At 69.9% G+C, this 26,110-nt stretch carries 18 protein-coding genes, 1 tRNA gene and 2 pseudogenes; 11 read left to right on the forward strand and 10 right to left on the reverse strand.

Annotated features, from left to right (window positions below; all coding sequences use genetic code 11):
* Positions 1–8 precede the first annotated feature (8 nt).
* Positions 9–1,169 carry an FIST signal transduction protein gene (locus tag VS93_RS05525; RefSeq protein WP_046468935.1) on the reverse strand — a complete coding sequence of 387 codons (1,161 nt, stop codon included), beginning with the start codon at positions 1,167–1,169 and terminating at the stop codon, positions 9–11.
* Positions 1,170–1,295: 126 nt separating this feature from the next.
* On the opposite strand from VS93_RS05525, the gene VS93_RS05530 reads away from it, so the two are divergent.
* From VS93_RS05530 to VS93_RS05555, 6 genes are all read left to right on the forward strand, one after another.
* Positions 1,296–2,744 (forward strand): sigma 54-interacting transcriptional regulator, encoded by a 1,449-nt coding sequence (locus VS93_RS05530; protein ID WP_046468936.1) that lies wholly within the window; start codon positions 1,296–1,298, stop codon positions 2,742–2,744.
* Positions 2,745–2,781: 37 nt separating this feature from the next.
* Positions 2,782–4,743: a vWA domain-containing protein gene (locus tag VS93_RS05535; protein WP_046468937.1), complete on the forward strand. Its 1,962-nt coding sequence runs from the start codon at positions 2,782–2,784 to the stop codon at positions 4,741–4,743.
* Between the two features lie 198 nt (positions 4,744–4,941).
* Positions 4,942–5,208, forward strand: a complete 267-nt coding sequence (locus VS93_RS05540; protein WP_201776559.1) for a hypothetical protein — start codon at positions 4,942–4,944, stop codon at positions 5,206–5,208.
* A gap of 261 nt (positions 5,209–5,469) precedes the next feature.
* Positions 5,470–6,864: a hypothetical protein gene (locus VS93_RS05545; RefSeq protein WP_046468938.1), complete on the forward strand. Its 1,395-nt coding sequence runs from the start codon at positions 5,470–5,472 to the stop codon at positions 6,862–6,864.
* Between the two features lie 407 nt (positions 6,865–7,271).
* Positions 7,272–8,093: a helix-turn-helix domain-containing protein gene (locus VS93_RS27700; RefSeq protein WP_162231646.1), complete on the forward strand. Its 822-nt coding sequence runs from the start codon at positions 7,272–7,274 to the stop codon at positions 8,091–8,093.
* Positions 8,080–8,262, forward strand: a complete 183-nt coding sequence (locus VS93_RS05555) for a DUF397 domain-containing protein (RefSeq protein ID WP_046468939.1) — start codon at positions 8,080–8,082, stop codon at positions 8,260–8,262. The genes VS93_RS27700 and VS93_RS05555 overlap by 14 nt, the downstream gene beginning before the upstream one ends.
* A gap of 60 nt (positions 8,263–8,322) precedes the next feature.
* On the opposite strand, the gene VS93_RS05560 is transcribed toward VS93_RS05555, so the two are convergent.
* On the reverse strand, positions 8,323–11,346 hold the full coding sequence (locus VS93_RS05560) for an NACHT domain-containing protein (protein WP_046468940.1): 3,024 nt from the start codon (positions 11,344–11,346) through the stop codon (positions 8,323–8,325).
* 423 nt (positions 11,347–11,769) lie between these two features.
* On the opposite strand from VS93_RS05560, the gene VS93_RS05565 reads away from it, so the two are divergent.
* The gene (locus VS93_RS05565; protein ID WP_046468941.1) at positions 11,770–12,036 is read left to right on the forward strand and encodes a hypothetical protein; all 267 of its coding nucleotides are present in this window, start codon (positions 11,770–11,772) and stop codon (positions 12,034–12,036) included.
* A gap of 57 nt (positions 12,037–12,093) precedes the next feature.
* On the opposite strand, the gene VS93_RS05570 is transcribed toward VS93_RS05565, so the two are convergent.
* The 3 genes from VS93_RS05570 to VS93_RS05580 form a co-directional block, all read right to left on the reverse strand.
* Positions 12,094–13,239: a cystathionine gamma-synthase gene (locus VS93_RS05570; RefSeq protein ID WP_046468942.1), complete on the reverse strand. Its 1,146-nt coding sequence runs from the start codon at positions 13,237–13,239 to the stop codon at positions 12,094–12,096.
* A 10-nt stretch (positions 13,240–13,249) separates the two neighbouring features.
* Positions 13,250–13,999, reverse strand: coding sequence for an acyltransferase (locus VS93_RS05575; protein WP_046468943.1), 750 nt, complete (start codon positions 13,997–13,999; stop codon positions 13,250–13,252).
* Between the two features lie 174 nt (positions 14,000–14,173).
* Complete coding sequence (locus tag VS93_RS05580; RefSeq protein ID WP_046468944.1) at positions 14,174–15,541, reverse strand: cystathionine beta-synthase; 1,368 nt, start codon at positions 15,539–15,541, stop codon at positions 14,174–14,176.
* Between the two features lie 287 nt (positions 15,542–15,828).
* Between VS93_RS05580 and VS93_RS05585 the strand changes: the two genes are divergently transcribed.
* From VS93_RS05585 to VS93_RS27705, 3 genes are all read left to right on the forward strand, one after another.
* On the forward strand, positions 15,829–16,902 hold the full coding sequence (locus tag VS93_RS05585) for an SGNH/GDSL hydrolase family protein (protein ID WP_173434266.1): 1,074 nt from the start codon (positions 15,829–15,831) through the stop codon (positions 16,900–16,902).
* Positions 16,903–16,966: 64 nt separating this feature from the next.
* The gene (locus VS93_RS05590; protein ID WP_046468945.1) at positions 16,967–18,190 is read left to right on the forward strand and encodes an acetyl-CoA C-acetyltransferase; all 1,224 of its coding nucleotides are present in this window, start codon (positions 16,967–16,969) and stop codon (positions 18,188–18,190) included.
* 225 nt (positions 18,191–18,415) lie between these two features.
* Positions 18,416–18,661 (forward strand): DUF4287 domain-containing protein, encoded by a 246-nt coding sequence (locus VS93_RS27705; protein ID WP_082126650.1) that lies wholly within the window; start codon positions 18,416–18,418, stop codon positions 18,659–18,661.
* A 111-nt stretch (positions 18,662–18,772) separates the two neighbouring features.
* Here VS93_RS27705 and VS93_RS05595 read toward each other — a convergent pair whose 3' ends face one another.
* From VS93_RS05595 to pruA, 3 genes and pseudogenes are all read right to left on the reverse strand, one after another.
* On the reverse strand, positions 18,773–19,633 hold the full coding sequence (locus tag VS93_RS05595; protein ID WP_046468946.1) for a Bax inhibitor-1/YccA family protein: 861 nt from the start codon (positions 19,631–19,633) through the stop codon (positions 18,773–18,775).
* Positions 19,634–19,763: 130 nt separating this feature from the next.
* Positions 19,764–20,689 (reverse strand): annotated as a pseudogene (locus tag VS93_RS05600) (proline dehydrogenase family protein).
* An 85-nt stretch (positions 20,690–20,774) separates the two neighbouring features.
* Positions 20,775–22,399 (reverse strand): annotated as a pseudogene (pruA, locus tag VS93_RS05605) (L-glutamate gamma-semialdehyde dehydrogenase).
* Positions 22,400–22,524: 125 nt separating this feature from the next.
* Between pruA and VS93_RS05610 the strand changes: the two are divergent.
* Complete coding sequence (locus VS93_RS05610; RefSeq protein WP_173434264.1) at positions 22,525–24,210, forward strand: PucR family transcriptional regulator; 1,686 nt, start codon at positions 22,525–22,527, stop codon at positions 24,208–24,210.
* A gap of 205 nt (positions 24,211–24,415) precedes the next feature.
* Here VS93_RS05610 and VS93_RS05615 read toward each other — a convergent pair.
* Positions 24,416–24,492 (reverse strand) — tRNA-Leu (locus VS93_RS05615).
* Between the two features lie 128 nt (positions 24,493–24,620).
* Positions 24,621–25,997: an NAD(P)/FAD-dependent oxidoreductase gene (locus VS93_RS05620; protein ID WP_046468947.1), complete on the reverse strand. Its 1,377-nt coding sequence runs from the start codon at positions 25,995–25,997 to the stop codon at positions 24,621–24,623.
* Positions 25,998–26,110 lie beyond the last annotated feature (113 nt).

The following is a 26,110-nucleotide window of genomic DNA, read 5'->3' on the forward strand; positions in this document are numbered from 1 at the left end:
GGGCCGTCTCACTCCTCGAAGGCGAGGAGGCAGGCGGTGAAGCTGTGCAGGTGGTTCCGTCCGCCCACCGGGCCGATCTCGCCCGCCGCGAAGAAGCCCGACACGGCGTTGATCCCGAGGGACTGCCGGACGGCGCGGACATCGTGGTCGGCGGTGGAGAACATCGACGCGCCGCGCCCGTTGCAGGAGAACACCAGGGCCGCCGCGGTGCGGCCCGAGGTGTCCTCGTCGAACATCCGCAGCCGTTCCAGCAGGTCGGAGTCCGCGGTCTCGTGATCGCGGACCTGGAACCGGACGGTCTGGCCGACCTCGACCATGTCGCTGATGGTCAGCGCCCCCAGGTCCGGGTCGGCTCCCACAACGGAGCGCACGAGGAAGTCGCCGCGCTCATGCCGGTCCGCGTACTCGTCCATGGCGACACCGATGTGCAGCCCCTGCCCCGCGAGCTCCTGTTCCTCCGCGGGAAGCGCGTTGACGAGGCTTTCCAGTTTTTCGTAGGCGGGGGAACCGGCGAGCTCCAGGATCATGTTGCCTTCGGCCTTGGTGATGGCCATGGCCGGGCCGACCGGCCGGCAGCCCTGGCTGACCACGGTCCCCAGGACGCTGTCGCCGCCCAGCAGCAGCCCAATGGCCCCACTGTCGGTGACGCCCCCTTCGAGGAAGAGCCGCACCGACTCCTGCCCCTGCATCCCGTCGGCGAGGCCGCCGACGACCGGGAGGCCGCCCAGTGCCGCGGTCGAGCGCTCCACGAACGACTGCGCCGGGAACTCGTAGGGATTCACCAGCAGCAGCGCCGCCCGGTCGGTCGGGTCGGGCTCGTGCATCCCCACAACGGCGAGATGGTCGCCCTCGGGAATGACGTCGAGCCGGAAAGGGGTGACGGTGACGTCGGGCAGCCGGGCCGCCCACACGCTCACTCCACCCTGCTGCTCGACGCCACGGGCACCACCGATGACACCGGTCGAGCTGCACCCGATGGCCACGGCGCCGTCGGAGAGCGCCATGACGCGCTCACCGGCGAGCGTCACCTCTTCGGGGTCGGCGCCGCAGACGAAGAAGCACACGAGGTCGGCCGGCCCGTCAAGCGGCTCCATCGCGCGCAGCACCGCCCGTTCGGCAGCACTCACGAGGTCAGCGCCCGTCGCCAGCGCATCGCCGAACCTGGCCACTCGTAGCCCCCTCACATCAGCGGGTCGGAATGATCTCACCGGGACCATACTCCCAATCCCGGCAGGTGAAACCTTCCCCGAGCCCGGTGTATTTCACCTCCCGGATGCGCGCATAGACTCGGGTCTGTGTCCGCTGTCACGCCAGCCAACGCCAGTCCCAGCGCCAACACCGCCCCCGCCGGACTTCCCCCGACCGTGGGAGCCCTCCGGGGCTCGGGGCACGTGCACCGCCCGGTCCGGACCGAGGTGCGCGAAAACCTGCTGGCCCGGATGCGGGCCGGTGAGGAGCGGTTCCCCGGCGTCGTGGGATTCGACCGCACCGTGCTGCCCCGCTTGGAGCGCGCCCTCCTGGCCGGGCACGATGTCATCCTTCTCGGAGAGCGCGGCCAGGGCAAGACCCGGTTGATCCGCACCGTCGCGTCGCTCCTGGACGAGTGGACCCCGGTGGTCGAGGGCTGCCCGATCAACGACCACCCTTATGCGCCGGTATGCTCCCGCTGCCGCCGCGCCGCCCGCGAGGCAGGCGATGACCTGCCCGTCTCCTGGCGGCATCGCGAGGACCGCTACGGGGAGAAGCTCTCCACCCCCGACACCGCCGTCGGTGACCTCATCGGCGACGTCGACCCGGTCCGGCTGGCGGAGGGGCGCAGCCTCGGCGACCCGGAGTCGGTGCATTACGGGCTGCTCCCCCGGACCAACCGGGGGGTCTTCTGCCTCAACGAGCTGCCCGATCTGGCCGCCCGCATCCAGGTCGCACTGTTCAACGTGCTGGAGGAGCGCGACATCCAGATCCGCGGCTACGCGCTGCGCCTCCCGCTCGACATCCTGCTGGTGGCCAGCGCCAACCCGGAGGACTACACGAACCGCGGCCGCATCATCACCCCCCTCAAGGACCGGTTCGGCGCGGAGATCCGCACCCACTACCCACCGGACCTGGCCGAGGAGGTCGCGCTGATCCGGCAGGAGGCGACGCTGGACGGCACCCCCGTCGTCCCCGACCACCTGGTGGAGACCGTCGCGCGGTTCACCCGGCTGGTGCGGGGCTCCTCCTCGGTGGACGATCGCTCCGGGGTCTCGGCGCGGTTCGCGATCGCGGGCATCGAGACCATCGCGGCCTCCGCCGCACGCCGGGCCGCGCTCACCGGCGAGGAGCACCCGGTGGCGCGGGTGTGCGACCTGCCGTCGATCACCGAGACACTGCAGGGCAAGGTGGAGTTCGAGATCGGCGAGGAGGGGCGCGAGGTCGAGATCCTGTCCCACCTGCTGCGCCGCGCCACGGCCGAAACGTTCCGGAGCACCCTCGGCGATGCCGACCTGGCGGCGCTCAGCGACCGGTTCGCCGACGGCGCGACGGTGGAGTCGGGGGAGCTGGTCGGCGGCGGGGAGCTGCTCCGCCGTATAGGTCCGCTCCCCGGCCTGTCCGACCTGGTGGCGCGCCTGGCCCCCGATGGGGAGGCCGACGCCGAGACACCCGCGTACGCGGCCGCCGCGGTGGAGTTCGCTCTGGAAGGGCTGTACCTGAACCGCCGCCTCTCCAAGGACACCGTCGAGGACCGGGCGATCTACCGGACCTGACAGCGGACGCCGCAGCGCGGTCGGAGGGAGGACACCGATGGAGCGCTTCCGGTACGGCCCGTACCACGGCGGCCCCGACCCGCTCGCACCGCCCTACGACGTCAAGGGCGCCGTCGACGAGCTGGGGCGCGACATCATGGACGGGGCTCGCCCGGGCCGGGCCCTGCGCGACCTGCTGCGCCGCGGTACGCAGGACACCACCGGTCTGGACGACCTGCTGCGCCGGGTCCAGCAGCGCCGGGAGGCGATCCGCGACCGGGGACGGCTCGACGGCACCCTGGACCGGGTCCGGAGTCTGCTGGACCGGGCGATCGGCCAGGAACGCGCCGAACTCTTCGCGGACCCTTCCGACGACGCCCGGCTGCGCGAGACCGAGCTCGACTCGCTGCCCTCCGACACCTCCGCGGCGGTGCGCCGGCTGGCCGACTACCAGTGGCGCTCCGCCGCGGCCCGGGACACGTTCGAGGAGCTGCGCGACCTGCTGCGCCGGGAGGTCCTCGACTCCCGCTTCCAGGGGATGAAGCAGGCGCTGCGCGACGGCTCCCCTGAGGACTACCAGCGGGTCCGCGCCATGCTCGACGCGCTCAACGACATGCTCGACGCCGATGCGCGGGGCGCGCACACCCAGCAGGACTTCGACCGCTTCATGGCCGAGTACGGCGACTTCTTCCCGGACTCCCCGCGCGACCTCGACGAACTCGTCGACTCGCTGGCCCGCCGGGCCGCCGCCGGGCAGCGGCTGCTGAACTCGCTCACCCCGGAGCAGCGCGAAGAGCTCCACGGCCTCATCGAGCAGGCCACCGCGCAGGCGGGGATGTCCCAGGCGCTGGACCGGCTGTCGGACGCGCTGCGGGCGCGGCGCCCCGATCTGGACTGGTCGGGCGGCGAGGCGGAACCGATGGCCGGCACCGAAGCACTGGGCATGGGCGACGCGACCACCGCGCTGCAGGAACTCGCCGACCTGGCCGAGCTGGAGACCTCACTGGACCAGGGCTATGCGGGGGCCGGCCTGGACGACATCGATGAGGATGCGGTGCGCCGCGCGCTGGGGCGGCCGGCGGTCGACGACCTGGCGCGGTTGCGGGCGATCGAACGCGAGCTCCGCGAGCAGGGGTACCTGCGGGGAGCCCGGAACCGGCTGCAGCTGACGCCGAAGGCGGTACGCCGGCTGGGCGAGACCGCGCTGCGCGAGGTGTGCGCCGATCTCGCGGCCCCGGAGCGCCCCGGCGGGCGCCCCACGCACGGCGCGGGCACCTCGGGAGAGCCGACCGGAGCCACCGGCACCTGGGAGTTCGGCGACGAGCGCCCCATCGACGCGGTCCGCACCCTGAGCAACGCCGTGGCACGCGGTTCCCGCGGCGCCGACGGCCGGATCCGGATCCGGCCGGACGACTTCGAGGCCGCCGAGACCGAGCGCCACGACGCCGCCGCCGTCTGCCTGCTGGTGGACCTCTCCTACTCGATGGTGCTGCGCGACCTGTGGGGCGGCGCCAAGCAGACCGCCATGGCGCTGCACTCCCTGATCACCACGCGCTTCCCGCGCGACGCGGTGCAGATCGTCGGGTTCAACGACTACGCGCGCGAGCTGGCCCCGGAAGCGCTCACCGGGCTGCAGCCGGAACCGGTCCAGGGCACCAACCTGCAGCACGCGCTGCTACTCGCCAGGCGGCATCTGGACCGCCACCCCGACTTCGCGCCGATCGTGCTGGTCGTCACCGACGGCGAGCCAACGGCCCACCTGGAACGCGACGGGACGGCCGGGTTCGCCTGGCCGCCTTCGCCCCGGACGACGGAGGCGACACTGGCCGAAGTCGACCGGATGACCCAGCGGGGCGCGGCGCTCAGCATCTTCATGCTCGCCGACGACCCCCGCCTGGAGGCGTTCGTGAACCAGGTGGCCGAGCGCAACGGAGGGCGCGTGATCCGCCCGGACGCCGCGCGACCCGGAGGGCACGTCATCTCCGACTTCCTCGGCCGGCGGCGCCGGGCCGCCGGCTGAGTTCCGCTGCCGCCACGCTGGTCACGGCCACGGTCATCCGAACAAGCCGGGCTCATGGGGAACGCAATCCCCAGTAACGGCGTCTCAATAATCGAGAGGCAAAACAACTGAAGAACGTTCGATGGTGACATGTCCATCCCATGTCCCCTCGGGCTCGCCTCACAGGCGAAACTGATTTCTGAGTGAGGGGTGCCGACCATGGCGATCGTGGTCATCTTTACCGGACTGGCGCTTCTGCTGACCGCCTTGGGGTTCCTGGTCGCGGTGTCGATCCGCATCAGGCTCGACGACCGCAGCAAGGGCTACCGTTCCCTGCGCAACGACGAGGGGACGGGCGCACTCTCCCACTCGGTGCGCCTCCTGGTCGATCTGCACTTCCCGCGGCAGCCCATCATCCCCCGTCCGCGGGGAGCAGTCGAGGACAGCGGGAACGAGACCACCGGGCGCGACCAGCTCCCTGCCTGACGGCCGGTTCCCACCGCCGCCGATCCGGCGGACCCGCCGCTGCCCTTCTGGGCACGGTCGCGGTCATCTCGAAGCGTGGCACGGACTCCTTGGAAGCCTCGTTTCTTCTCCACACTGCCGTACGGTCGCGTCCGGCCCTGCTGAAGTGCGCCGCGCCGTGGGTGGACGCTGATACCGGATTCGACGGCAGGAAACCTGGCACGCCACCGAGACTGCGTAGCGAGTCCCCCGGCTCCAGTAGGGAACGGCGGCTCCGACTCGGTGGCGCGGCGCTACCTGCAGCGCATCGTCGCGCTGCGGGTCAAGCTGGTCATCGTCGGCCTGCTCCTGGCGAGCCTCCTCCTTTTCCTGGTCGACTACGTCGGTGCTGAACGCGCCTGGGCGTGGAGCCGCACCGTTCCGTTCGGAGAGCTGGGCGCCGCCACCCTGTCCACCGGCATCATCGGCGTGGTCTGGGAGTGGTTCGTCCGCGCCGACGCCTCCGAACAGTTGCGCCGCACCCTGCTGGAGATCGGCGAGCAGCAGCGCCCGGCCCTGGCCCGCGCAGCGGCCTCGGTGATCCTTGGCGACGACCGGTTGCTCGACAGCCTGCTCGCCACGGACACCACCGACCGGGTGCTGCGCGCATCGCTGATCTCGGCCAGCGGCAACGAGAATCTCGCCGAAGGGCTGCGCGGCGGAATCATGGGCCGGGTCCTCTCCGGCGAGGACCACTGGGAGAACTACCGCGCCCGGACCTACGTCACCGACTCCGCCGACCTGCTGGAGGATGGCGGGATCGACCCGTTCTTCGACTTCACCGTGGAGATCCGCTACGAAACAGTGCTGCGCAAGTCGGTGTTCCGGTTCGGCGCCTCGATGTCCCGGACGACCCACGCGGAGATGACCGAGGATCGGGCGTTCGACGGCTGCTGGCTCCTCGCCCGGTCCCGCCGCTTCTACCCCGACCTGGACGAGGGGTTGTTCCGGCTGCGCTACATGCGGGTGGCGGGCATCGACCTCGACGTGAACAGCCGGAGCGAACAGGACCGGCTCGTCTACACGGCGGAGTCGGCCCGCCTCGGAGAGCTCATCGGAACCCGGGTCAGCGTGGAGTACCGCTACTCGATGAAGTTCGACAAGCGCGGGCACAGCTACGTGATGAACACCCGGGTCCCCACCCGGCGGGCCGAGTACGAACTGGACTACTCCCGGTCGAGCATCGTCCACGTCAACGTGTTCACCTTCCTCCTCTGCGGAACGTCCCCGACCGTCCGCACCGGCGAGGCCACCCCCGGCCGGGAATCGTCCAGGTCGACACGGACGGCTGGACGTTCCCGCCGGGCGGGCTCGCCTTCGCCTGGGTACTCGCCGCTGAGCACGAGGAGGAGTTCCTGTGCCGGATCAGCGCATCGCCCGACCGGGCGCCGGAGAAGGGGCGCCCGGAACGCCGAGCGCGGCGGAAGGCCGGGGTGCGGTGCCGTACCGGTCTCTCTGCCCGTTTTTCCTGGACGACCGTGCCGTTATGGCCACGACCGGACCCGCCGCGTGGTCATAACGGCACGAAGGACGCATTATCCCTCGTCCGGAGTGGCGGCGGCGAGGACACGGCCCAGCAGGCGGAGGGTGTCGGTGCGGATGGTGCGCCCGTTGCCAAAGCGGGGGCGTGCGGTGTAGGGCGCCATACGGCACAGCGGCTCATAGCCGATCTTCCACCAGAGGCCGTACTCCTCGTGCAGCGAATGCAGTTCGTCCGGCAGCTCCGGCGCGGGCGGGAGAAGGGTCATGGCCTGGGTCGGGTCCGCGGCGCTCTCCGGCGCCGGGGCGGGAACGGTAGGCTCGGACATCGTCACCAGCTTCCTCAGGTTCTTGGTGGCCATGGCCCGGGACAGTCGCCACTGTCGCCGGGCTCTTTGCTGTTCCCGGCTCCGGCGGCCGAACTTTCCGCGTTTTCCACAATCCACCGGAAGCCATGCCCCGACAATGCCGAACCTCGTACCTTCTTTCTAGAGCTACACCCTTCCAGCGGAAACGTACGGAGGGTTGTGGTTAGAGGCAATATAGGTGCGGTAGAAGGCGGTAAAATGGCTATATCGCGCAAGTCAGCGCGGCTCCGGTTCGGGTTCGAGGTCCGGCGGAGCCGCCAGCGAGCAGGGATGACACAGCAGCAGGTCGCAAAGGCGCTGCACATCTCGCAATCGCATTTGTCCGATGTCGAGGTCGGAAAGAAAGGGCTCGGGACAGAACAAATCCCCCGATTGGACAGCGTCCTTAACGCCGGTGGGACACTGGTGAAAAGGTGGCAGGATCTGCACCGCGAGGACGGCTATGCCGAATGGTTCCGCGACGTGGTGACGTTGGAGCAGGAGGCGACCGAGATCCGGCTCTACCAGTCCTCGGTGATCCCGGGCCTGTTCCAGACCCCCGAGTACGCCCATGAGCTGATCCAGCTCGGCAACCCGGGCACCGCCCCGGCCGTGGTCGCCGAACAGGTGGAGGCCCGGATCCGGCGCCAGGAGATCTTCACGGCCGAGAAGGGGCCGGTGGTCATGGCGGTGATCGAGGAGCACGTGCTGCGTCGCCCGATCGGCGGTACCGAAGTCATGGCCGCCCAACTCGACAAGCTACTGAAGCTGGCCCGCCCGCCCCGGGTGACGGTCCAGGTGGTACCCATGGACACACCGGAGCACTACGGCATGGACGGCTCATTCGCGCTGTTCGTTATCCCAGAGAAGGGACACCTCGCCTACACCGAATCCCGACTCTCCAGCGACCCACGAGACGACCAACCGGCCATCGATGCCTATATGGGAATATTCGGGAACCTGCGCGGGGTCGCGCTCGCCCCCCACGCCTCGCGCGCCCTCATCGAGAAGATCAGGAGAGAGTTCGATGCTCACCCGTGAGTGGACCACGTCCAGCTACTCCCAAGGCGGCATGGACAACTGCGTCGCGGCCCGCAGCGCCTCCCCCTCCACAGTGGACGTACGCGACTCCCGGCACCCCGAACACGGTCACCTCACCTTCGGCACCGCCGAATGGCACGCCTTCCTGGCCGAGGCCGACCGGCTCTGACGGCAGTTTCCCCCTGGCTCTCGACGGCGAACGGCACCGATCCGGCCGCCCACCGTTCCCTTAGTCGAGCGCGAGCATGATCATCTCCGCGGCCGGTGCCTCGCCGTTGAGGCGTTGCTGGAGCAGCGTCACCCCGGCCGCGATCTCGCGGAAGTCGTCACCGAGGGCGGAGCCCCGGGTCGCGGCGTCGGCCTCGGCGGCCAGGAAGAGCGCGGCCAGCCGGATGGACGTCGCCGTCTCGGGCGTCAGTCGCTCCCGTCGGGTGAAGACCGGAACGGCGAGTTCCTCCAGGCGGTGCGCTACTTCGCTGACCCAGGCATGCGGGGAGCGTTCTTCGCTCGGGTCGAGGTGCTGGAGCAGGGCCTCACCCGCCGCCGGAGCTGTTTCCGCGAGGGTGTCGAAGGAGGGGCGGTAAGCGGCTTCGCCGATGCCGACCTCTGGGAGGAATTCCAAAACGAAGGCCGTAACAAAGCCCTGGGAATCCGTGCTGCTGGCCAAGGTGCGGGAAAGCGCATCGGAGAGGGCGGTGCCCGTGAGGCTGGTGTGGTCGAGGTCGAGGGCACGGTCACGGGCAAGAGCACGGGCATGGGAGAGGGCACGGGCGAGGGCACGAGCACGGTCACGGGCACGGTCGAGGGCAAAGTCGAGGGCAAGGTCACGGGCACGGGCGAGGTCGAGGGCAAGGTCACGGGCACGGTCACGGGCATGGTCGAGGGCACGGTCACGGGCGAGGGCACGGGCGAGGGCACGGGCGAGGGTATGGGCACGGTCGAGGCCGAGGACGCGGTCGCGGGCGCGGTCACGGTTACGGGCACGGGCGAGGTCGAGGCCGAGGTCCCGAAGGCATTCGATCGACCAGACGACCAGCAACTCCGGGAGTGGCGCATCCGAAGCGCGCAGGTCGGCTTCGACATATCGGGGGAGCGTCGCGGTATTGAGCACTGCGCCGGATGCGGTGCCACCCGGCGTCCACAGCTCCGGGCGGTCACCATCGGCTCTGGCCCAGACGGCGCAGTCGGGCCTCGGGAGCCGGTGCCGCGGGGCACGGTCCGCCAACTCCGCCCGGGTGGGCAGCCGATAGCTGCGCTGGCCGTCGAGAATCCCGTTGGCCCACTGCACGAAGGCGACCGCATCCGTTCCCCGGACACCGAGGAGCATTTCGGGGCTGTGGTCGGCGTCTTCCGGGGCGTCCGGACCGCGGTGCGCTCCGTCCGTCGCCATGGCCTGGAATTGGGCGTACAGCTTCGCTGTGATGGGACGGATGCAGAGCCGGCCGCCGCTGGGCAGGTCCACGGTCTCGCCCAGGTGCCGCACGAGGAGCACCCCGACGGCCAGCCGCCGCCGCTGCGAATCCGGGCCCTCGTCGAGCGCCCCGGAAAGCACCTCGTCCAGCCGGTCGCGCAGCTCCGGGGCGAGTTCCCGGGCCTGCTCGGCACACTCGGAGGCAAGGGCGAGGGCAGGGACGGGGGCGTGTTCCACGTCGAGACAGACCCGCACGACCGGGTCGGCGTCGGCACGGGCCGCGTACAGCAGGAAGGTCTCCCGCCACCAGTCGCCGCCGACCAGTTCGGCCAGGTCGTCGGGCAGCCCGCGGTCTTTCAGGTGTGAGGCCGCCAGGTACTCCTGGAAGGTCTGGTGCGCGAAGGCGTACTTCTCGTTCTCCCGCTCGAGGAGCAGGCCGGAGACCACCACGTCGGCGAGGAAGCCCCCTGGCTCCAGATCCGGGGCGACCCGAGCCAAACCGGGGCCAATCTCCGCCAGGATCTCGCATCGATCCAGGTCGCGGACCCGGCGGCGCATCATCGTGTGGGCGACCTCGCGCAGCACCACCTCGGACTGTTCCCCGGTCAGCGGCACCTGGAGATCCTTGGCCTCCTGACGCCGCCAGAGCATGACCTCGCACACCTCGCGGTACAGCTCGGCGCGGCTGCCGGGAAGGACGTTCCGGTAGTGGTGCACGTTGGTGATCATGGTGAGCAGCAGCGGGTTGACGGTCAGCTCGTGCAGCTCGGGATGGTGGCGCAGCCGATCCAGCAGATCCTCGGCGCTCTTTCCAGCGTTCTCGTGAATCTCCTCATCGCTCTGGTCGTGGCCGTTCCTCCGCTCGACGGCCAGGTACCACTGGCGAACGAATCGATCGACCTGCTCGGGGGTGAGCCGCTGGGTCTGCAGCACCACGGCGCCGACGCCGGTGAGCGGGGTGCTGAGGTAGCCGTGCGGGCGGGAGGTGACCACGAAGTGGTTCTTCGGGTACCGCTCGATCTGACGTTCCACCCAGGCCACGACCCGGCGGCGCTCCTCCGCGCGGGGCACCTCGTCCAGCCCGTCCAGCAGGACCACGCATCCGCCCCGGTCCAGGCGGCGCTGGAACCAGTCGGGCGGCTCGGTCAGTCGTCTCCGTTCGAGCACCTCCCGCAGGATCTCCGGCAGTCCGGACTGCTGGTCCGAGAGGATCTGCTCGACGTGGTCGCGCAGGTAGAGCAGGATCGGCGTGCCGCGCCGCCCTTTCCACCTCTTCCGCGTCCGGCAGACCCGGCGCGCGGTGTGGCGCAGCAGCGTGGTCTTGCCGCTTCCGGGCGCGCCCAGTACCGCCAGCACCGCCGGTTCCGAGCGTTCCAGCAACTCACCCAGCGACTGCCGCTCGCCCGGGGCCTCGGCGAACCGGGCCAGCACATCCGCCGACACCTGGTGCGGAGCGCGCGGGACCAGGGCCACATCGACGAAGACGTCATCGAGATCCAGGTCGAATCCGGGTCTGTTCTTCAAGCCCTTCTGGTCGATGTAGCGGGAACTGTGCAGCATGTGGCGGCGGTGCCGCTTGGCGAACCCGTTCCCGAACACCGTGCGCCGCGCCGTTCGGTCGATACCGGCCGCCACCCGCTCGCTCCACAGTTCCTTCAGCTTCTTGGCGATATCTCCACCGAAGGCGAGCCCGACCACGGCCACCTCGTACCCCAAGGCGAGCAGCCCCGCCGCGACCGGCCGCTCCGCGACCAGTTCCGGCCAGGTCACCCCAGCGGCGACTGGGAACACAGCGAGAGCGATGAAGCTGAGGCGCGAGACCATGCTGCCGATGTCTGCCATAACAGGCGTGTCCGTACTCTGTGCCGAGGGTCGGGTCCGGAGCTGATTATGTCGCCGTCAGCGCGGAGACGCGCCAAAACGACGAAAACGCGACATTTGATATCGGTCGATGTTGGCGGATGGTCATCCGACCTTTGGTGCCGCCGAGTAGCGCCTTTCTGGCCGAAGCCGAGCACAAGCCCACCCTCTGACCTCGGAAAACGACAATCGCTAGTCGTGGTGATCCCGACCCGTTCGAATTGGACAAAGCGCGGACAAAGCACCGGTTCCGCCGAAATTGGCGTTCGGATGGAACCCGATCCCCGGTGGGAGCGTCTCAATAGAACAGCTGAAAGATGTTCGACGGTGGCATGTCCGTCCCATGTCCCCTCGGGCTCGCCGAAACGGCGAAACCGGTCCTCATTTTGAGGGGGTGCACGGACCGTGACAATCCTGGTGATTATCTCCGGGCTCGTACTACTTGTGACCGCTCTGGGGTTCCTGGTCGCGGTGTCGGTCAGGATCAAGCTCGACGACCGCCGCAGGGCTTACCGTTCCCTGCGCAACGACGAAGACGGCGGCACGCTCTCCAACTCGGGGCGCCGCCTGGTCGACCTGAACTTCCCCGAACAGCCCGCCATCCCCGATCCCCGCGAGCCGCGTGAGGACGACGAAGGCGGGGCCGCCAGGCACGACCGTATCGGAGCCTGACGGCCATCGGCGCCGGCTCGGTGCCTTTGGGGCGCCGGGCGACCGGCGCCGGCGCGCTCAATCCCCGAGCGCCTGGAGCAGGTCGGCGACGAGGTCCTCGACCGACTCGATCCCCACTGAGAGCCGCACCAGGTCGTCCGGCACCTCCAGGGGCGATCCCGCCGCCGAGGCGTGCGTCATCCGCCCGGGGTGCTCGATCAGGGACTCCACCCCGCCCAGGGATTCCCCGAGGGTGAAGACCCGCGCCCGCTCGCAGACCCGCAGCGCGGCCTCCTCCCCGTCGCGCAGCCGGAACGAGACCATGCCGCCGAACGCCCGCATCTGGCGCTCCGCCACCTTGTGGCCCGGGTGGTCCGGCAGGCCGGGGTAGTAGACCCGGGTCACGCCGGGGTGGCGCGTGAGCTCGTCGACGACCCGTTCGGCGTTCGCGCAGTGCCGGTCCATCCGCACGCCGAGCGTCTTGATGCCGCGCAACGTGAGCCAGGCGTCGAACGGCCCGGCGATCGCGCCCATGGACTTCTGGTGGAAGGCGAGCCGCTCCCCCAGCTCGGGGTCGGCCACCACGAGCGCGCCGCCCACGACATCGGAGTGGCCGCCCAGGTACTTGGTCGTGGAGTGCACAACGGCGTCGGCACCGTGCGGGATCGGCTGCTGCAGGTAGGGCGAGGCGAACGTGTTGTCGACGACCAGCAGCGCACCCGCGTCGTGCGCGATGCCGGCCAGTGTCTCGATGTCGCCGATGTTCAGCAGCGGGTTCGTCGGGGTCTCCGCCCAGACGGCGACGGTCTCCGGCCGCACGGCCGCGCGCACCGCGTCGGGGTCGGACTGCGGCACGGCGTCCCAGCTCACCCCCCAGCGCTGAAGGACCTTGGAGAACAGCCGGAACGTGCCGCCGTAGGCGTCGCCGGGGATGATGACGTGGCTGCCGGGTTCGGCGACGGTGCGCAGCAGCGTGTCCTCGGCCGCCATACCGGAGGCGAACGCGAACCCACGCGTCCCGGACTCCAGCGCGGCGAGGCACTCCTCCAGTGCGTCGCGGGTGGGGTTGGCGGCGCGGGAGTACTCGTATCCGCCGCGCAGCCCGCCGACACCGTCCTGGGCGTAGGTGCTCGTCTGGTAGATGGGAACCACGACCGCACCCGTCTCAGCGTCGGCCTCCTGGCCCGCGTGGATGGCCAGTGTCTGAAACCCGTCGAACGTCATGCGGCCCAGACTAGTGGGCACGGCCCCGGTCGTTCACCGGATCGGCGGACCTTTCCGGCCGGGGATCCCCAGGTGCCGGGCATTCCCACTCGGAGGCGGGGCGGATCCCGCTCTCCCCGGCGGGCGGCCCGCCGGGTTCACGCAGCGGCGGTGTCCACCCGGCCTCGGGGTCGTAACGGCGGACGACCCGACCGGGAACGCCGGCGATGACACTGTGGTCCGGGTACGCCCCCGGCCGCACGACCGAGCCCGCGGCGACCACGCAGTTCCGGCCGAGCCGCGTGCCGGGCAGCACCACCGCGTTGGCTCCGATCCAGGTGCCGGCCCCGATACGCACCGGCGCGTCGGCGGGCCACTGCCGTCCGACGGGCACGTCGACGTCGCTGTACACGTGGTTCTGGTCGGTGATGTAGACGTACGGACCGGTGAAGACGTCGTCGCCGATATCGATGGACCGGTGCGCCACGATGTGCGACCCGCGCCCGATCGTGCACCCGTCGCCGATCCGGATGTAGAGCTCCGGCCCCAGGTCGAGGCCGGGCACCATACCCGCGGTGAGTGTGATGTCCGCACCGAGCAGGGTGTGCGATCCGAGTCCGATCCACGGCTCGCCGAAAATCGTCGCGGGCGGGAAGGCGATCGAGGTGCCCGCGCCGTAGCCGGCGAACCGCCGGGCCGCCCGGGAACCCGGGCGGATCTCGGCGTGCCGCCGCGCCCACGACCACACCGTACGCACCAGCCAGGACAGCAGCCGCGACACCTGATCCCCACATCTACCGGTGAGTAATACCGGGGAACACGGTAATAGGCGCGGTGGCCGGCGACGCAGGCGGACCCTCCTCTCACCGACCTCGCGAAGATCGTTCCTTCCCGGCGCGCTCGAAGGTCCGATCTCCGCAAGATCGACGCTGGTGGGACGCGGCCGGTTCCCGCGCTACCCGGACAGGTGGGCCAGCAGGTCCTGGCGGGTGAGCACGCCGACAGGCTTGCCGTCCTGCAGGACCACGAGGGCCCCGTTCCCCTCCAGCAGCTGGATGCAGCGGCTCACCGGCTCACCCGAGCCCACGACCGGGAGCGGTTTGCCCATGTGCGACTCCACCGGATCGGTGAGCTGCGCCCGGCCGTTGAAGAGGGCGTCGAGCATGTCGCGCTCGGCGATCGACCCCACCACTTCGGCGGCCATGACCGGCGGCTCCTCCTTGATCACCGGGAGCTGCGAGACGCCGTACTCCCGCATGATCGCCACAGCCGTCCCAACGGTCTCGCTCGGATGGGTGTGCACGAGGTCCGGCATCTGCCCCTCCTTGCCCGCGAGCACCTGCCCCGCGGTGGCCTCCTCGGTCTCGGTGGAGAGGAAGCCGTAGTCGGCCATCCACTCGTCGCTGAAGATCTTGGTGAGATAACCGCGCCCGCCGTCGGGGAGCAGGACCACGATGACGTCGTCGGGGGAGGCGGTGGCGGCGACCCGCAGGGCGGCGACCACCGCGAGCCCGCAGGAGCCGCCCACCAGCAGGGACTCCTCCTTGGCGAGCTGCCTGGTCATCATGAACGACTCCTTGTCGCTCACCGCGATGACCTCGTCGCAGATCTCCGGGTCGTAGGTCTGCGGCCAGATGTCCTCGCCGACCCCCTCGACGAGGTAGGGGCGCCCGGAGCCGCCGGAGTACACCGACCCCTCGGCGTCCGCGCCGATGACCTTCACCCGGCCGTTCGAGACCTCCTTGAGGTAGCGGCCGGCCCCGGTGACCGTTCCCCCGGTGCCGATTCCGGCCACGAAGTGGGTGACCCGGCCCTCGGTCTGCTCCCAGATCTCCGGGCCGGTGGTGTGGTAGTGCGACTCGGGGTTGTTCGGGTTCGCGTACTGGTCCGGCTTCCACGCGCCGGGGATGGTCTCGGCCAGCCGGTCGGACACCGAGTAGTAGGAGTCGGGGTGGTCGGGGGCGACGGTGGTCGGACACACCACGACCTCCGCTCCGTAGGCCCGCAGGACGGAGAGCTTGTCGGTGCCGACCTTGTCGGGACAGACGAACACGCAGCGGTACCCCTTCTCCCGCGCCACGATCGCCAGGCCCACACCGGTGTTGCCCGACGTCGGCTCCACGATGGTTCCGCCCGGCCCGATCAGGCCCTTCTCCTCGGCGGCCTCGATCATGCGCAGGGCGATCCGGTCCTTGACCGAGCCGCCGGGATTGAAGTACTCGACCTTGGCGAGCACCATCGGCGCCGCCCCTTGGGTCACCGTGGTCAACCGAACTAACGGGGTATCGCCGACCAGCTCAATCAATGAGTTATGCATCCGCATCAGCTCAAACCCCCTCATTCACCTCGGGGCGGGGCGGATCACGCGCCCGCCTCGTAACTGGTCGCGGCCGGTCTCCGCCGCGCACGGACCGGTCCGGACCGTGCGCCCCGACTTTAACGTGGCGGACACTCGCTGCACACGAGCCCCGGACAAGAACACGAGGCACCCCACTCTTCTCACTCGGCGTGGGAACACGCTATAGCGGGTGAGTATTGACTTAGCGTTACCCATGAGTAGACGAATCCGTGTTCCTCTGGCACCGGTCGGATTGGGAGGCGTCAAACATGGTGTTACGGGCCGCGCGAGCTCGGAGGATCGCCACAGCCACCGCCTTCGGAGGGGGTGGGCTGACCCTGCTGGGCGCGGGCACCGTCGGTCTGCTGTACCTCCAGGCGCGGCTCGCCCACAGGGCCATCGGGCGTACCCCCTGGACAGCACCAAAGGTGAACGGCATCTACGGGAGCGGCGACGGTACGCCGCTCTCGCTCGTGATGATGGGCGATTCCACGGCCGCCGGGTTCGCGCTCACCGACGGCCTGCAGACTCCGGGAAGCCTCCTCGCCTCCGGCATCTCGGCCATCGCCGAACGCCCGGTGCGCCTGCGCAACGTCGCCGTCGTCGGCGCCACCTCCAAAAACCTGCCGACCCAGGTGGAGCGGGTCCGCGGCACCGATGCGGACGTCGCCATCGTCTTCATCGGCGCCAACGACGTGATCCACCGGATGCGGCCCGCCGATTCCGTGCGCCACCTGCAGAACGCCGTGCGCGAGCTGATCGACATGGGCATCGCCGTCGTCGTCGGCACCTGCCCCGACCTGGGCACGGTGGAGCACATCGGCTGGCCGCTGAGCTACATCGCCCGGCGTGCGTCCCGGCAGCTCGCGGCCGGCCAGACGATCGCCGCCGTCGAGGCCGGCGGACGCACCGTCTCGCTGGGCACCCTGCTGAGCGACGAGTTCCACTCCTACCCGGATGACATGTTCGGGCCGGACCGGTTCCACCCGTCGGCGCGCGGGTATGCCCATGCCGCGACCGCGGTGCTGCCTTCGGCCTGCGTGGCTCTGGGGCTGCTGCCGGAGCTGGAGACCGTCCCCGACCCCGGTCGGGGCGAGGGCGTGCTGCCCGTCGACCGCGCCGCCGTGGAAGCCGCCGAGGAGTCCGGCATGGAGGTCAGCGGGGCCCGTGTCGCCGGGCGCGAACGCGGTCCCCGGGGACGCTGGGCGACCCTCATCCGGCGCCGTACCAAGACCATCGACGACGAGCCGCTCACAACCGGAGAGTCCGGCACCGGAGGCACAGCGGTCAGCGTCTCCGGGACGGAGGGGGCAGAATCCGACCCCGGCGGTAGATCAGCCGGATAGCACACGTTAACGTGCGAGTAACAACACGCCCTGTGCCTGTGATTACGAGAGAAGGTCCGCGAGCATGCCTGAAGCCGTCATCGTCGCGACCGCGCGTTCGCCCATCGGGCGCGCGTTCAAGGGGTCCCTGAAGGACGTCCGCCCCGACGATCTCACCGCGCAGATCGTCACCGCTGCTCTGGCCAAGGTTCCGGAACTGGACCCGAGCACCATCGACGACCTCCTCCTCGGGTGCGGCCTGCCCGGAGGCGAGCAGGGCTACAACCTCGCCCGGGTCGTCGCCGTACAGCTCGGCCTCGACACGCTTCCGGGCACCACCCTGACCCGCTACTGCGCGTCGTCTCTGCAGACGACCCGGATGGCCCACCACGCCATCAAGGCCGGCGAGGGCGATGTCTTCATCTCCGCGGGTGTGGAGATGGTCAGCCGGTACGCCAAGGGCAACAGCGACACCCTGCCCGACACCAAGAACCCGGTCTTCGAGGACGCCGAGGCCCGCACGGCCAAGCGCGCGGAAGGCGGCGCCTCCACGTGGCGCGACCCGCGCGAGGACGACCAGCTCCCTGATGTCTACATAGCGATGGGCCAGACCGCCGAGAACGTCGTCCAGATGCGCGGACTCTCCCGGGAGCGCCAGGACGAGTTCGGCGTCCGCTCGCAGAACCTCGCCGAGAAGTCCACGGACAACGGCTTCTGGGAGCGCGAGATCGCCCCGGTCACCCTGCCGGACGGCTCGGTGGCCGGCTCCGACGACGGCCCGCGCCGGGGCACCACCTACGAGAAGGTTTCCCAGCTCCAGCCGGTGTTCCGGCCCGACGGCACGGTGACCGCGGGCAACTGCTGCCCCCTGAACGACGGCGCCGCCGCCGTGGTGATCATGAGCGACACCAAGGCCGCCGAACTGGGGATCACCCCGCTGGCCCGGATCGTCTCGACCGGTGTCAGCGCCCTCTCTCCGGAGATCATGGGGCTCGGTCCGGTCGAGGCCTCGCGTCGGGCGCTGACCCGCGCGAACATGGCCATCAGCGACATCGACCTGGTGGAGATCAACGAGGCGTTCGCCGCGCAGGTGCTGCCCTCGGCCGACGACATCGGCATTGACATCGAGAACCAGCTCAACGTCAACGGCGGCGCGATCGCGGTCGGCCATCCCTTCGGCATGACCGGCGCCCGCATCACCACCACGCTCCTCAACGGCCTGCAGTTCCACGACAAGACCTACGGCCTGGAGACCATGTGTGTCGGTGGAGGACAGGGAATGGCCGCGATCTTCGAGCGGTTGAGTTGAGCCGCGGTGGAGGTTGGGAAGCCCAAGGCGAAGAGGACGGCCAGGGTGCCCGCCTCGGATACACGGCGGCGTCCCCGAAGCGGCGCGGGGAGGCGAACGGCAGGTTAAGCGGGGCACACCCCCTGATCAACGGGGCGTAACGTAAAAGGTCATCGCAAGGGCTTGTCCGAACCGTGATCCTGGTGCAAGGTCGCAGGTAAGTGCCATTTATTCTCGGAGGTGCCCATGTCGGTAGCCCACTCGCCGGAGACCCACGCGCTGCTTCTCGCCCGCATCCCGTCTGTCACAGGCCGCGACCTCCACGAGTGGTTCGACCAGCTTGAAAAGGGACCAGGGCTGACCCGTTGCTCAGAGCGTACGAACTGGTTGGCGGATGAGCACGGTATCAGCCACGGATACGCACAGGCCATTGTCCAGGAATACGACCGGCGCCGCCGCAACCGTTCGATTGTTCCGCCCCAGCGCCGCTGAGCGCTGATCCGGTCACGCTGGGGCCACCGGTCCCGCAGCACCCGTACCAGAAGGCGTTCGCCTCGCCCGGAGCATCCCGGGCGAGGCGAACGTTTGTGTGAGGGGCGGCCGCTACTCGCCGCCGAAGATCGCCTGGAGCATCCAGAGAAGCCGGATGATCTCGATGTACAGCCAGACCAGCGAGACGGTCAGGCCGAATGCGAACTGCCAGGCCATCCTGTTCGGAACACCGGCGGCGATGCCGTCCTCGATGCCCCTGAACTCGATGGCCAACGTGGCGCAGGCGATCACGATCAGCACCAGGGTGACGATCACGCCGAGCATGGACGGCTCGCGCAGGCCCAGGCCGCCCGGGATGAAGAAGCTCAGCAGCAGGTTGGCCAGGATCAGCACGAGCGCCGCGACGAGGGCGCCCATGACGACCTTGACGAAGGTGTTGGTCACCCGGATCACGCGGGTCTTGTACAGCGTGAGCATCGTGGCGAACGCGAACACCGTGCCGAAGACCGCGGGGGTCACGAGGCCGCCGGCCTCCGCACCCGCCATCATCTCGAAGAGCCGGCTGATGCCGCCGACGAAGAGCCCTTCGAGCGCCGCGTAGACCAGGATCAGCACCGGGTTGGTCGACTGCTTGAACCCGATGATCAGCCCCAGGACCAGGCCGCCGATCATGCCGCCGAAGGTGAGGAGCATCCCCAGGCCGGGGTTGAGGGGGTCGAAGAGGAGGAAGGACACCACCGCGGTCAGGATGACCATGCCGATGGTCATCCCGGTGCGCATGACGACGTCGTCGATCGTCATGGGCCGCGAGGCCTCGTCGACACCGCCCGGGTACCCCTGCTGGGGGTACTGGCCGTACGGCTGCTGGGAGTGGCCGCCCTGACCGTACGGCGCTTGATACGGCTGGCCGTACCCTGGCTGGCCGGACTGCATCGCCCGCTTCAGCACGGGGTTCGAACTCGTCATCCGCATGTCTTCGCAAGCCTTTCGGGGGTGAATTTGCTGCCGCCAAAGTAACGCACCATACGCCGCCGGGGTTCCCGTGACACGGTCACGTGTCCGACACATCACAGGACGCTCCGCATGTCCGGCCCCGTGCGGGTCAGCCGCGGCTCAGCACCGACCGGGCGAAGAAGGCGACGTTGGCCGGACGCTCGGCGAGGCGCCGCATGAAGTACCCGTACCACTCGTCGCCGTAGGGCACGTAGACGCGCATCCGGTTGCCCTCGCCGGCGATCCGGACCTGCTCGAAGTCCCGGATGCCGTAGAGCATCTGGTACTCGTAGCCGTCGGCCGGGCGGCCGGCGTCCGCGGCGAGCCGCCCGGCGATGGCGACCATGCGGGGATCGTGCGAGGCGATCATCGGGTACCCGTCGCCGGCCATGAGGATCTTCATGCAGCGCACGTAGGAGCGGTCCACCTCCGCCTTGTCCCGGTAGGCCACGGACGCCGGTTCGTCGTAGGCCCCCTTGCACAACCGGACGCGCGAGCCTCGTGACTGAGGTCGCGGCAGTCGGCCTCGGTCCGGTGCAGATACGCCTGCAGCACGGCACCGACCGAGGGGAAGTCGGCGCGCAGCTCGCGCAGAATGGACAGCGTGGAGTCGGTGGTGGTGTGGTCCTCCATGTCGAGGGTGACCGTGGTGCCGACCCTCCCGGCCGCCGCGCAGATGCGCCGGGCGTTCTCCAGGGCGATCCTCTCCCCGTCGGCCGGCAGGAACTGGCCGACCGCGGACAGCTTCACCGAGACCTCGGCCCGGGCGCCCAGCCCGGCCCGGCCCAGTTCCGCCAGCAGGCGGGTGTAGGCCGCGACGGTGGCCTCGGCCTGCGCGACTTCGGTGACGTCCTCACCCAGATGGTCCAGGGTGACGTAGCGGTCTCCGGCGAGCCTTTCGACCACGGGCAACGCCTGCTCCAGGGTCGATCCGGCGACGAACCGCGATACGAGGCCCCGGGTCACGGGGGCGCGCTCAACGGCGGTCCGGCAGGCGGTGGAGCGCGCCGCGATCAGAAATGGCGTACGGAGCATGCTGAACCTCGTTCTGTGTTGTCCGCCGGCGAGCGGCCCCGGGCCTTGTGGGCCCGGGGCCGCAGGAGGATCCGTACTCCCCGGCTCACCCCTGGTGGGGGTAGGTGGAGGTTTTCGGCGGGACGAAGGTCTCCTTGATCGAGCGGGGGCTCGTCCAGCGCGCCAGGTTCTGGGCGCTGCCTGCCTTGTCGTTGGTTCCCGAGGCCCGGGCACCGCCGAAGGGCTGCTGACCGACGACGGAGCCGGTCGGCTTGTCGTTGACGTAGAAGTTGCCGGCGGCGAAGCGCAGCGCCTCATGCGCCTTGGTGATGACTTCGCGGTCGTCGGCGATGACGGCACCGGTCAGGGCGTAGCCCGACCCTTCGTCGACGGTCGTGAGGACGCGCTCGTACTCGCTGTCCTCGTAGACGTGCACCGCGATCACGGGACCGAAGTACTCAGTGCGGAAGACGTCGTTGTCCGGATCCGTGCCCAGCAGGACGGTCGGGCGAACGAAGTAGCCCACGGAGTCGTCGGCGGTACCCCCGGCCAGGACCTGCAGCGATTCGTCCGTACGCGCCCGGTGCAGGACGGCGGCGAGCCTGTCGAAGGAGCGGCGGTCGATGACGGCGCCCATGAAGTTCGCCAGGTCGGTGACATCGCCCATACTCAGCGACTCCACTTCGGCGACGAGGTCGTCGCGCACGCGCTCCCACACCGAGCGGGCGATGAACGCCCGCGAGCGGCCGAGCACTTCTGCCCCTGGAACTCGAACGCGCCGCGGACGATCGCGGTGCGCACGACATCGGGGTCGGCGGACGCGTGGGCGACGATGAAGTCCTTGCCGCCGGTCTCGCCGACGATGCGCGGGTAGGAGCGGTAGTTCGCGATGTTCGCGCCGATCGACGACCACAGGTGCTGGAAGGTGCCGGTCGATCCGGTGAAGTGCACGCCGGCCAGCTCGGGACCGTTCAGCGCGACGTCGGAGACGGCGATGCCGTCGCCGGTGACCATGTTGATGACGCCCGGGGGCATACCGGCCTCCTCCAGCAGCCGCATGGTGAGGTGAGCGGCGAACTGCTGCGTCGGGGAAGGCTTCCAGACCACGGTGTTGCCCATGAGGGCCGGGGCGGTGGGGAGGTTTCCGGCGATCGCGGTGAAGTTGAACGGCGTGATCGCGTAGACGAACCCCTCCAGCGGGCGCTGTTCGAGGCGGTTCCACTGGCCCGGCGGGCTGTAGGGCTGCTCCTGCATCAGGCGCCGCGCGTAGGCGACGTTGAACCGCCAGAAATCGATCAGCTCGCAGGCGGCGTCGATCTCGGCCTGGATCGCGGTCTTGGACTGGCCGAGCATGGTCGCGGCGTTCAGTGTCTGGCGCCAGGGTCCCGCCAGCAGGTCGGCGGCGCGCAGCAGGACCGCGGCGCGCTCGTCGAACGGCATCGCGCGCCAGGCGGGGGCCGCCTCCTTCGCGGCGGCGACGGCCGCGCGGGCGTCGTCGTGCGTGGCGTTGCCCAGGGCGCCCAGGACGGAGCCGTGGTTGTGCGGCTGCACCACGTTGAGGCGGTCCCCGCCGCCCATCCGGCGCTCCCCGCCGATGGTCATGGTGAGCTCGACCGGTTCTTTGGTGAGCGTCTCAAGCCGTTCCTCCAGTCCGGCCCGTTCCGGGCTGCCGGGCGCGTAACCGAGAACGGGCTCGTTCACCGGGGTCGGCACGGTGGTGACGGCGTCCATGGGCACCTCCGTCGAGAAATCGTTGTGGAACCGGACAAACGCTAAAGACGCCGCCCGCGGGATACTTTGTGGTGACGGCCACTCTTCGGCGCCGCCGGTTGGCCGATGGGACAATGTGGATGGATATGAGCACCGAAACCGATCGCTCCGGCGACAGCGCCGACGGTGTGCCGCTGCGCCGGCTTCTGCTCGCTGTGGGCGATCCGCTCATGGACGTGCTCACCGCGCCGGCGGGCCTGGAGGCCCGGGTCGGCAACGTTGTGATCCTCGACCCGGAGGACGAGAACGAGGCGTTCGCGGGAGACCTGGTACTGCTCATAGGCGCGCGCGGGGCGGCGGCGCGCCATCTGGTCCGTTCAGCGGGGTTGCGCGGGGCGACCGCGGTCGCGGTGAAGGTGAGCGCGGCGACCCGCGCCGAGGAGCCGGGCGGCGAGGCCGAGCTGCTGCGGACAACCGCGCGGGAGGCCGGTATCGCGCTCCTGGCGGTCCGTCCTGACGTGCGCTGGGACCAGTTGCAGTCGCTGTGCCGGAGCGTCGTCGAGGACACCCGGCTGGTCAGCGAGGCTGACCTGGGCGACTCCGCCGGCGACCTGTTCTCGCTGGCGCAGTCGATCTCCACTCTCACCGGCGGCCTGGTCTCCATCGAGGACGCGGCCAGCCGGGTGCTCGCCTACACCAGCGGTGAGGAAGGCGACGAACTCCGGCGGCTGTCGATCCTGGGGCGCCAGGGACCGGAGCAGTACCTGGCGCTGCTCCGCAAGTGGGGCGTCTTCTCCCGGTTGCGCTCCGGCGACGAGGTCGTGCACATCGACGAGCATCCGGAGTTGGGCATCCGGCGGCGCCTGGCGGTAGGCGTGCGCGCCGGTTCGCAGCCGCTGGGAACGATCTGGGTGCAGGAGGGGTCCCACCCGCTGGCCGGGCAGGCGGAGGAGGCACTGCTGGGCGCCGCCCGGATAACCGCCCTGCACATGGTGCGGCACCGCACCGAGGTGAGCGCCGGACTGCGACTGCGCGAGGACCTGCTGGCCGGACTGCTGGAGGGCCGGATCGATGCCGCCGCCCTCTCCGACAGCATCGAGGTGACCCCCGAACGGACCGCGTTGGTCGTGGCGTTCGCCCTGGCCGCACCCGGCGGCGAGGACCGCGATCACCGGCCGGAACCCGGCGGTGAGGACCGTTCCGGGCGGGAGCTGAAGCGCCGTCGGATGATCGACCTCATCTCGGTGCACGCCGCCGCCTACCGGCACACCGCGCTGGTGACGGCACTGGGCGGCCGCGTCTACGTGCTCCTGCCCGACATCGCCCCCCGGGCGGAGTCGTCCGTGCTCGCGCTGACCCGCAAGACCGTCCGGGCGGCGCGCGGGATGTTCGGTGTCTCGGTGCAGGGAGCCGTGGGCTCACCGGTGGGCGCACTTCCCGACATCCCCTGGTCCCGCACCGAGGCCGACCGGGTCCTCGACGCGATGGGGCGCGACCTGGCGATGGACGTCGCCACGATCTCCGAGGTGCGAGCGAGGGTACTGATCAGCGAGACGCTCGCGCACATGCGGGAGAGCCCCGCGCTTCGCGACCCCCGCATCGACCGGCTGATAGAGCACGACACCGGTTCCGGATCGGACCTCGTACCCTCGCTGCTGGCCTACCTCGAGGACTTCGGCGACGTCCGCCGGACAGCGGGCAGGCTGCACATCCACCCGAACACGCTGCGCTACCGGCTGCGCCGTGCGGAATCCGTGAGCGGGCTCGACCTCTCCGACCCTAACGAGCGGCTCTTCACCCACCTGCAACTGCTGATGGAGCAGGGGCGCTGATGTACTTGGCCGTGGCGTTGGTGTCAGTCGGGTGATGGGTGGCCGACCGCCGACCCCCTCACTCCGTCGGCGTCTGGCCTCGGTCCGCTACCCGAACGCCGCGGATGGACGCCGGCGGCACCGAAAGCACCGAATGGAGTCTACCAGCGGCGATGCCGTGTACCACCGCTTGTGAAGGGGGTGCTTGCGCCGACGCCGCCCCGAATGGTGCCCCCGGTCGGACTCGAACCGACACTTGTGACCCTTTTAGGGGGCCTGCCTCTTCCATTGGGCTACGAGGGCGGCACCATCATACCGGCCAGTGGCGATTTCGCCGATTTCGCAACGGTTCGGACCCTCGTAGCGGCGGCCGGTCCCGGTACCGGGACCGGCCGCTCGGCGGTGTCTCCTCGTGGTGTCCACCTGCCGGTTCAGCTCACCCTGCGCAGCCGGCCGTCCTGCACCGTGACCGTGCTGGCCTCCTCGAACGCCTGGCGCGGTTCCCCCATCTCCGGCAGCGCCGCGAAATCGCGGCGCAGGAAGAGGCCCAGCGTCCAGTCGGCGAGGACACGCATCTTCCGGTTGAAGGTGGGGACGGCGAACAGGTGGTAGGCGCGGTGCGCGTACCAGGCGAGCCGGCCGGTCAGCTTGATCTTCCCGAACAGTTGGGCCGCGCCCTTGTGCAGGCCGAGACCGGCCACCGCCCCGAGGTTCCGGTGCTTGTAGCCCACCAGGTCCTTGCCGCGCAGGGCGGCGATGACGTTGTCCGCCAGGACCGGGGCCTGGCGGACGGCGTTCTGCGCGTTCGGCGGGTAGAAGCCGCCGTGGCCGTCGGGCACCTGCGCGTTGTCGCCGCCGGCGAAGGCGTTCTCGACTCCGTTGAGGGTCAGGTACTCGCTGGTGTCGAGGTGCCCCTTCGGGCCGAGTGGCAGGTCGCTGGCCTGCACGACCGGGTTGGGCTTGACACCGGCGGTCCACACCAGTGTCCCGGCCTCGAACGAGGTGCCGTCGCTGAGCTTGATGCGCTGGTCGACAGCCGACTCCAGGAAGGTGGAGAGGCGGACGTCGATCCCCCGCTGCCGGAGCTGGTTCAGCGCCTTGCCGCCGACGTCCTCGCCGACCTCGGGAAGGATCTTGTCCGCGGCCTCGATCAGGTAGAAGCGCAGATCGTCGATGCCGATCGAGGAGTAGATCCGGGTGGCGTCCCTGGCCAGGTCCTCCAACTCCGCGATCGCCTCGGCACCGGCGAACCCGCCGCCGACGAAGACGAAGTTCAGCGCCTTGCGCCGGACCTCGGGGTCGTCGGTCGAGTCGGCGATGTTGAGCTGTTCGAGAACGTGGTTGCGCAGGAACGCCGCCTCTTCGACGGTCTTGATGCCGATGCCCCACTCGGCGAGGCCGGGGATGGGCAGGGTGCGTGAGACCGCGCCGGCGGCCATGACGAGGTAGTCGTAGTCGATGTCGCGCGGCTCGCCGACGGCCGGCTCGAACCCGACCCTGCGTTCGGCGTGGTCGATCCGGACCACCCGCCCGGTGAGGACACGCGTGCGCCTGAAGACCTTGCGCAACGGGACGACGACGTTGCGGGGGTTGATGCTGCCGGCCGCCGTCTCCGGGAGGAACGGCTGGTAGGTCATGTAGGAGTTCGGGTCGACGACGGTGATGCGGGCCTCGCCCGGGCCCAGCTTCTTCTCCAGCCGCAGAGCTGTGTACATCCCGAGGTACCCGCCACCGACGATGAGGACGTGCGGAATCTCCGCTTGGTCGCCCCCGCCGTGCACCAGTCGGTAGTTCCTGCTCTCGGTCATCGTAAATCCGCCCTTGGGTCCCGTTTCGTGCTCCGCGCGGGAGCGACGAGAATCGGATAAGTCTTCGTTGACTGACATGTGTGCGCCGGCTTCCAGCGGAGAGGCTGCGCTCT

It is taken from the genome of Allosalinactinospora lopnorensis, assembly GCF_000981225.1.
GTDB classification, from domain to species: Bacteria; Actinomycetota; Actinomycetes; order Streptosporangiales; family Streptosporangiaceae; genus Allosalinactinospora; species Allosalinactinospora lopnorensis.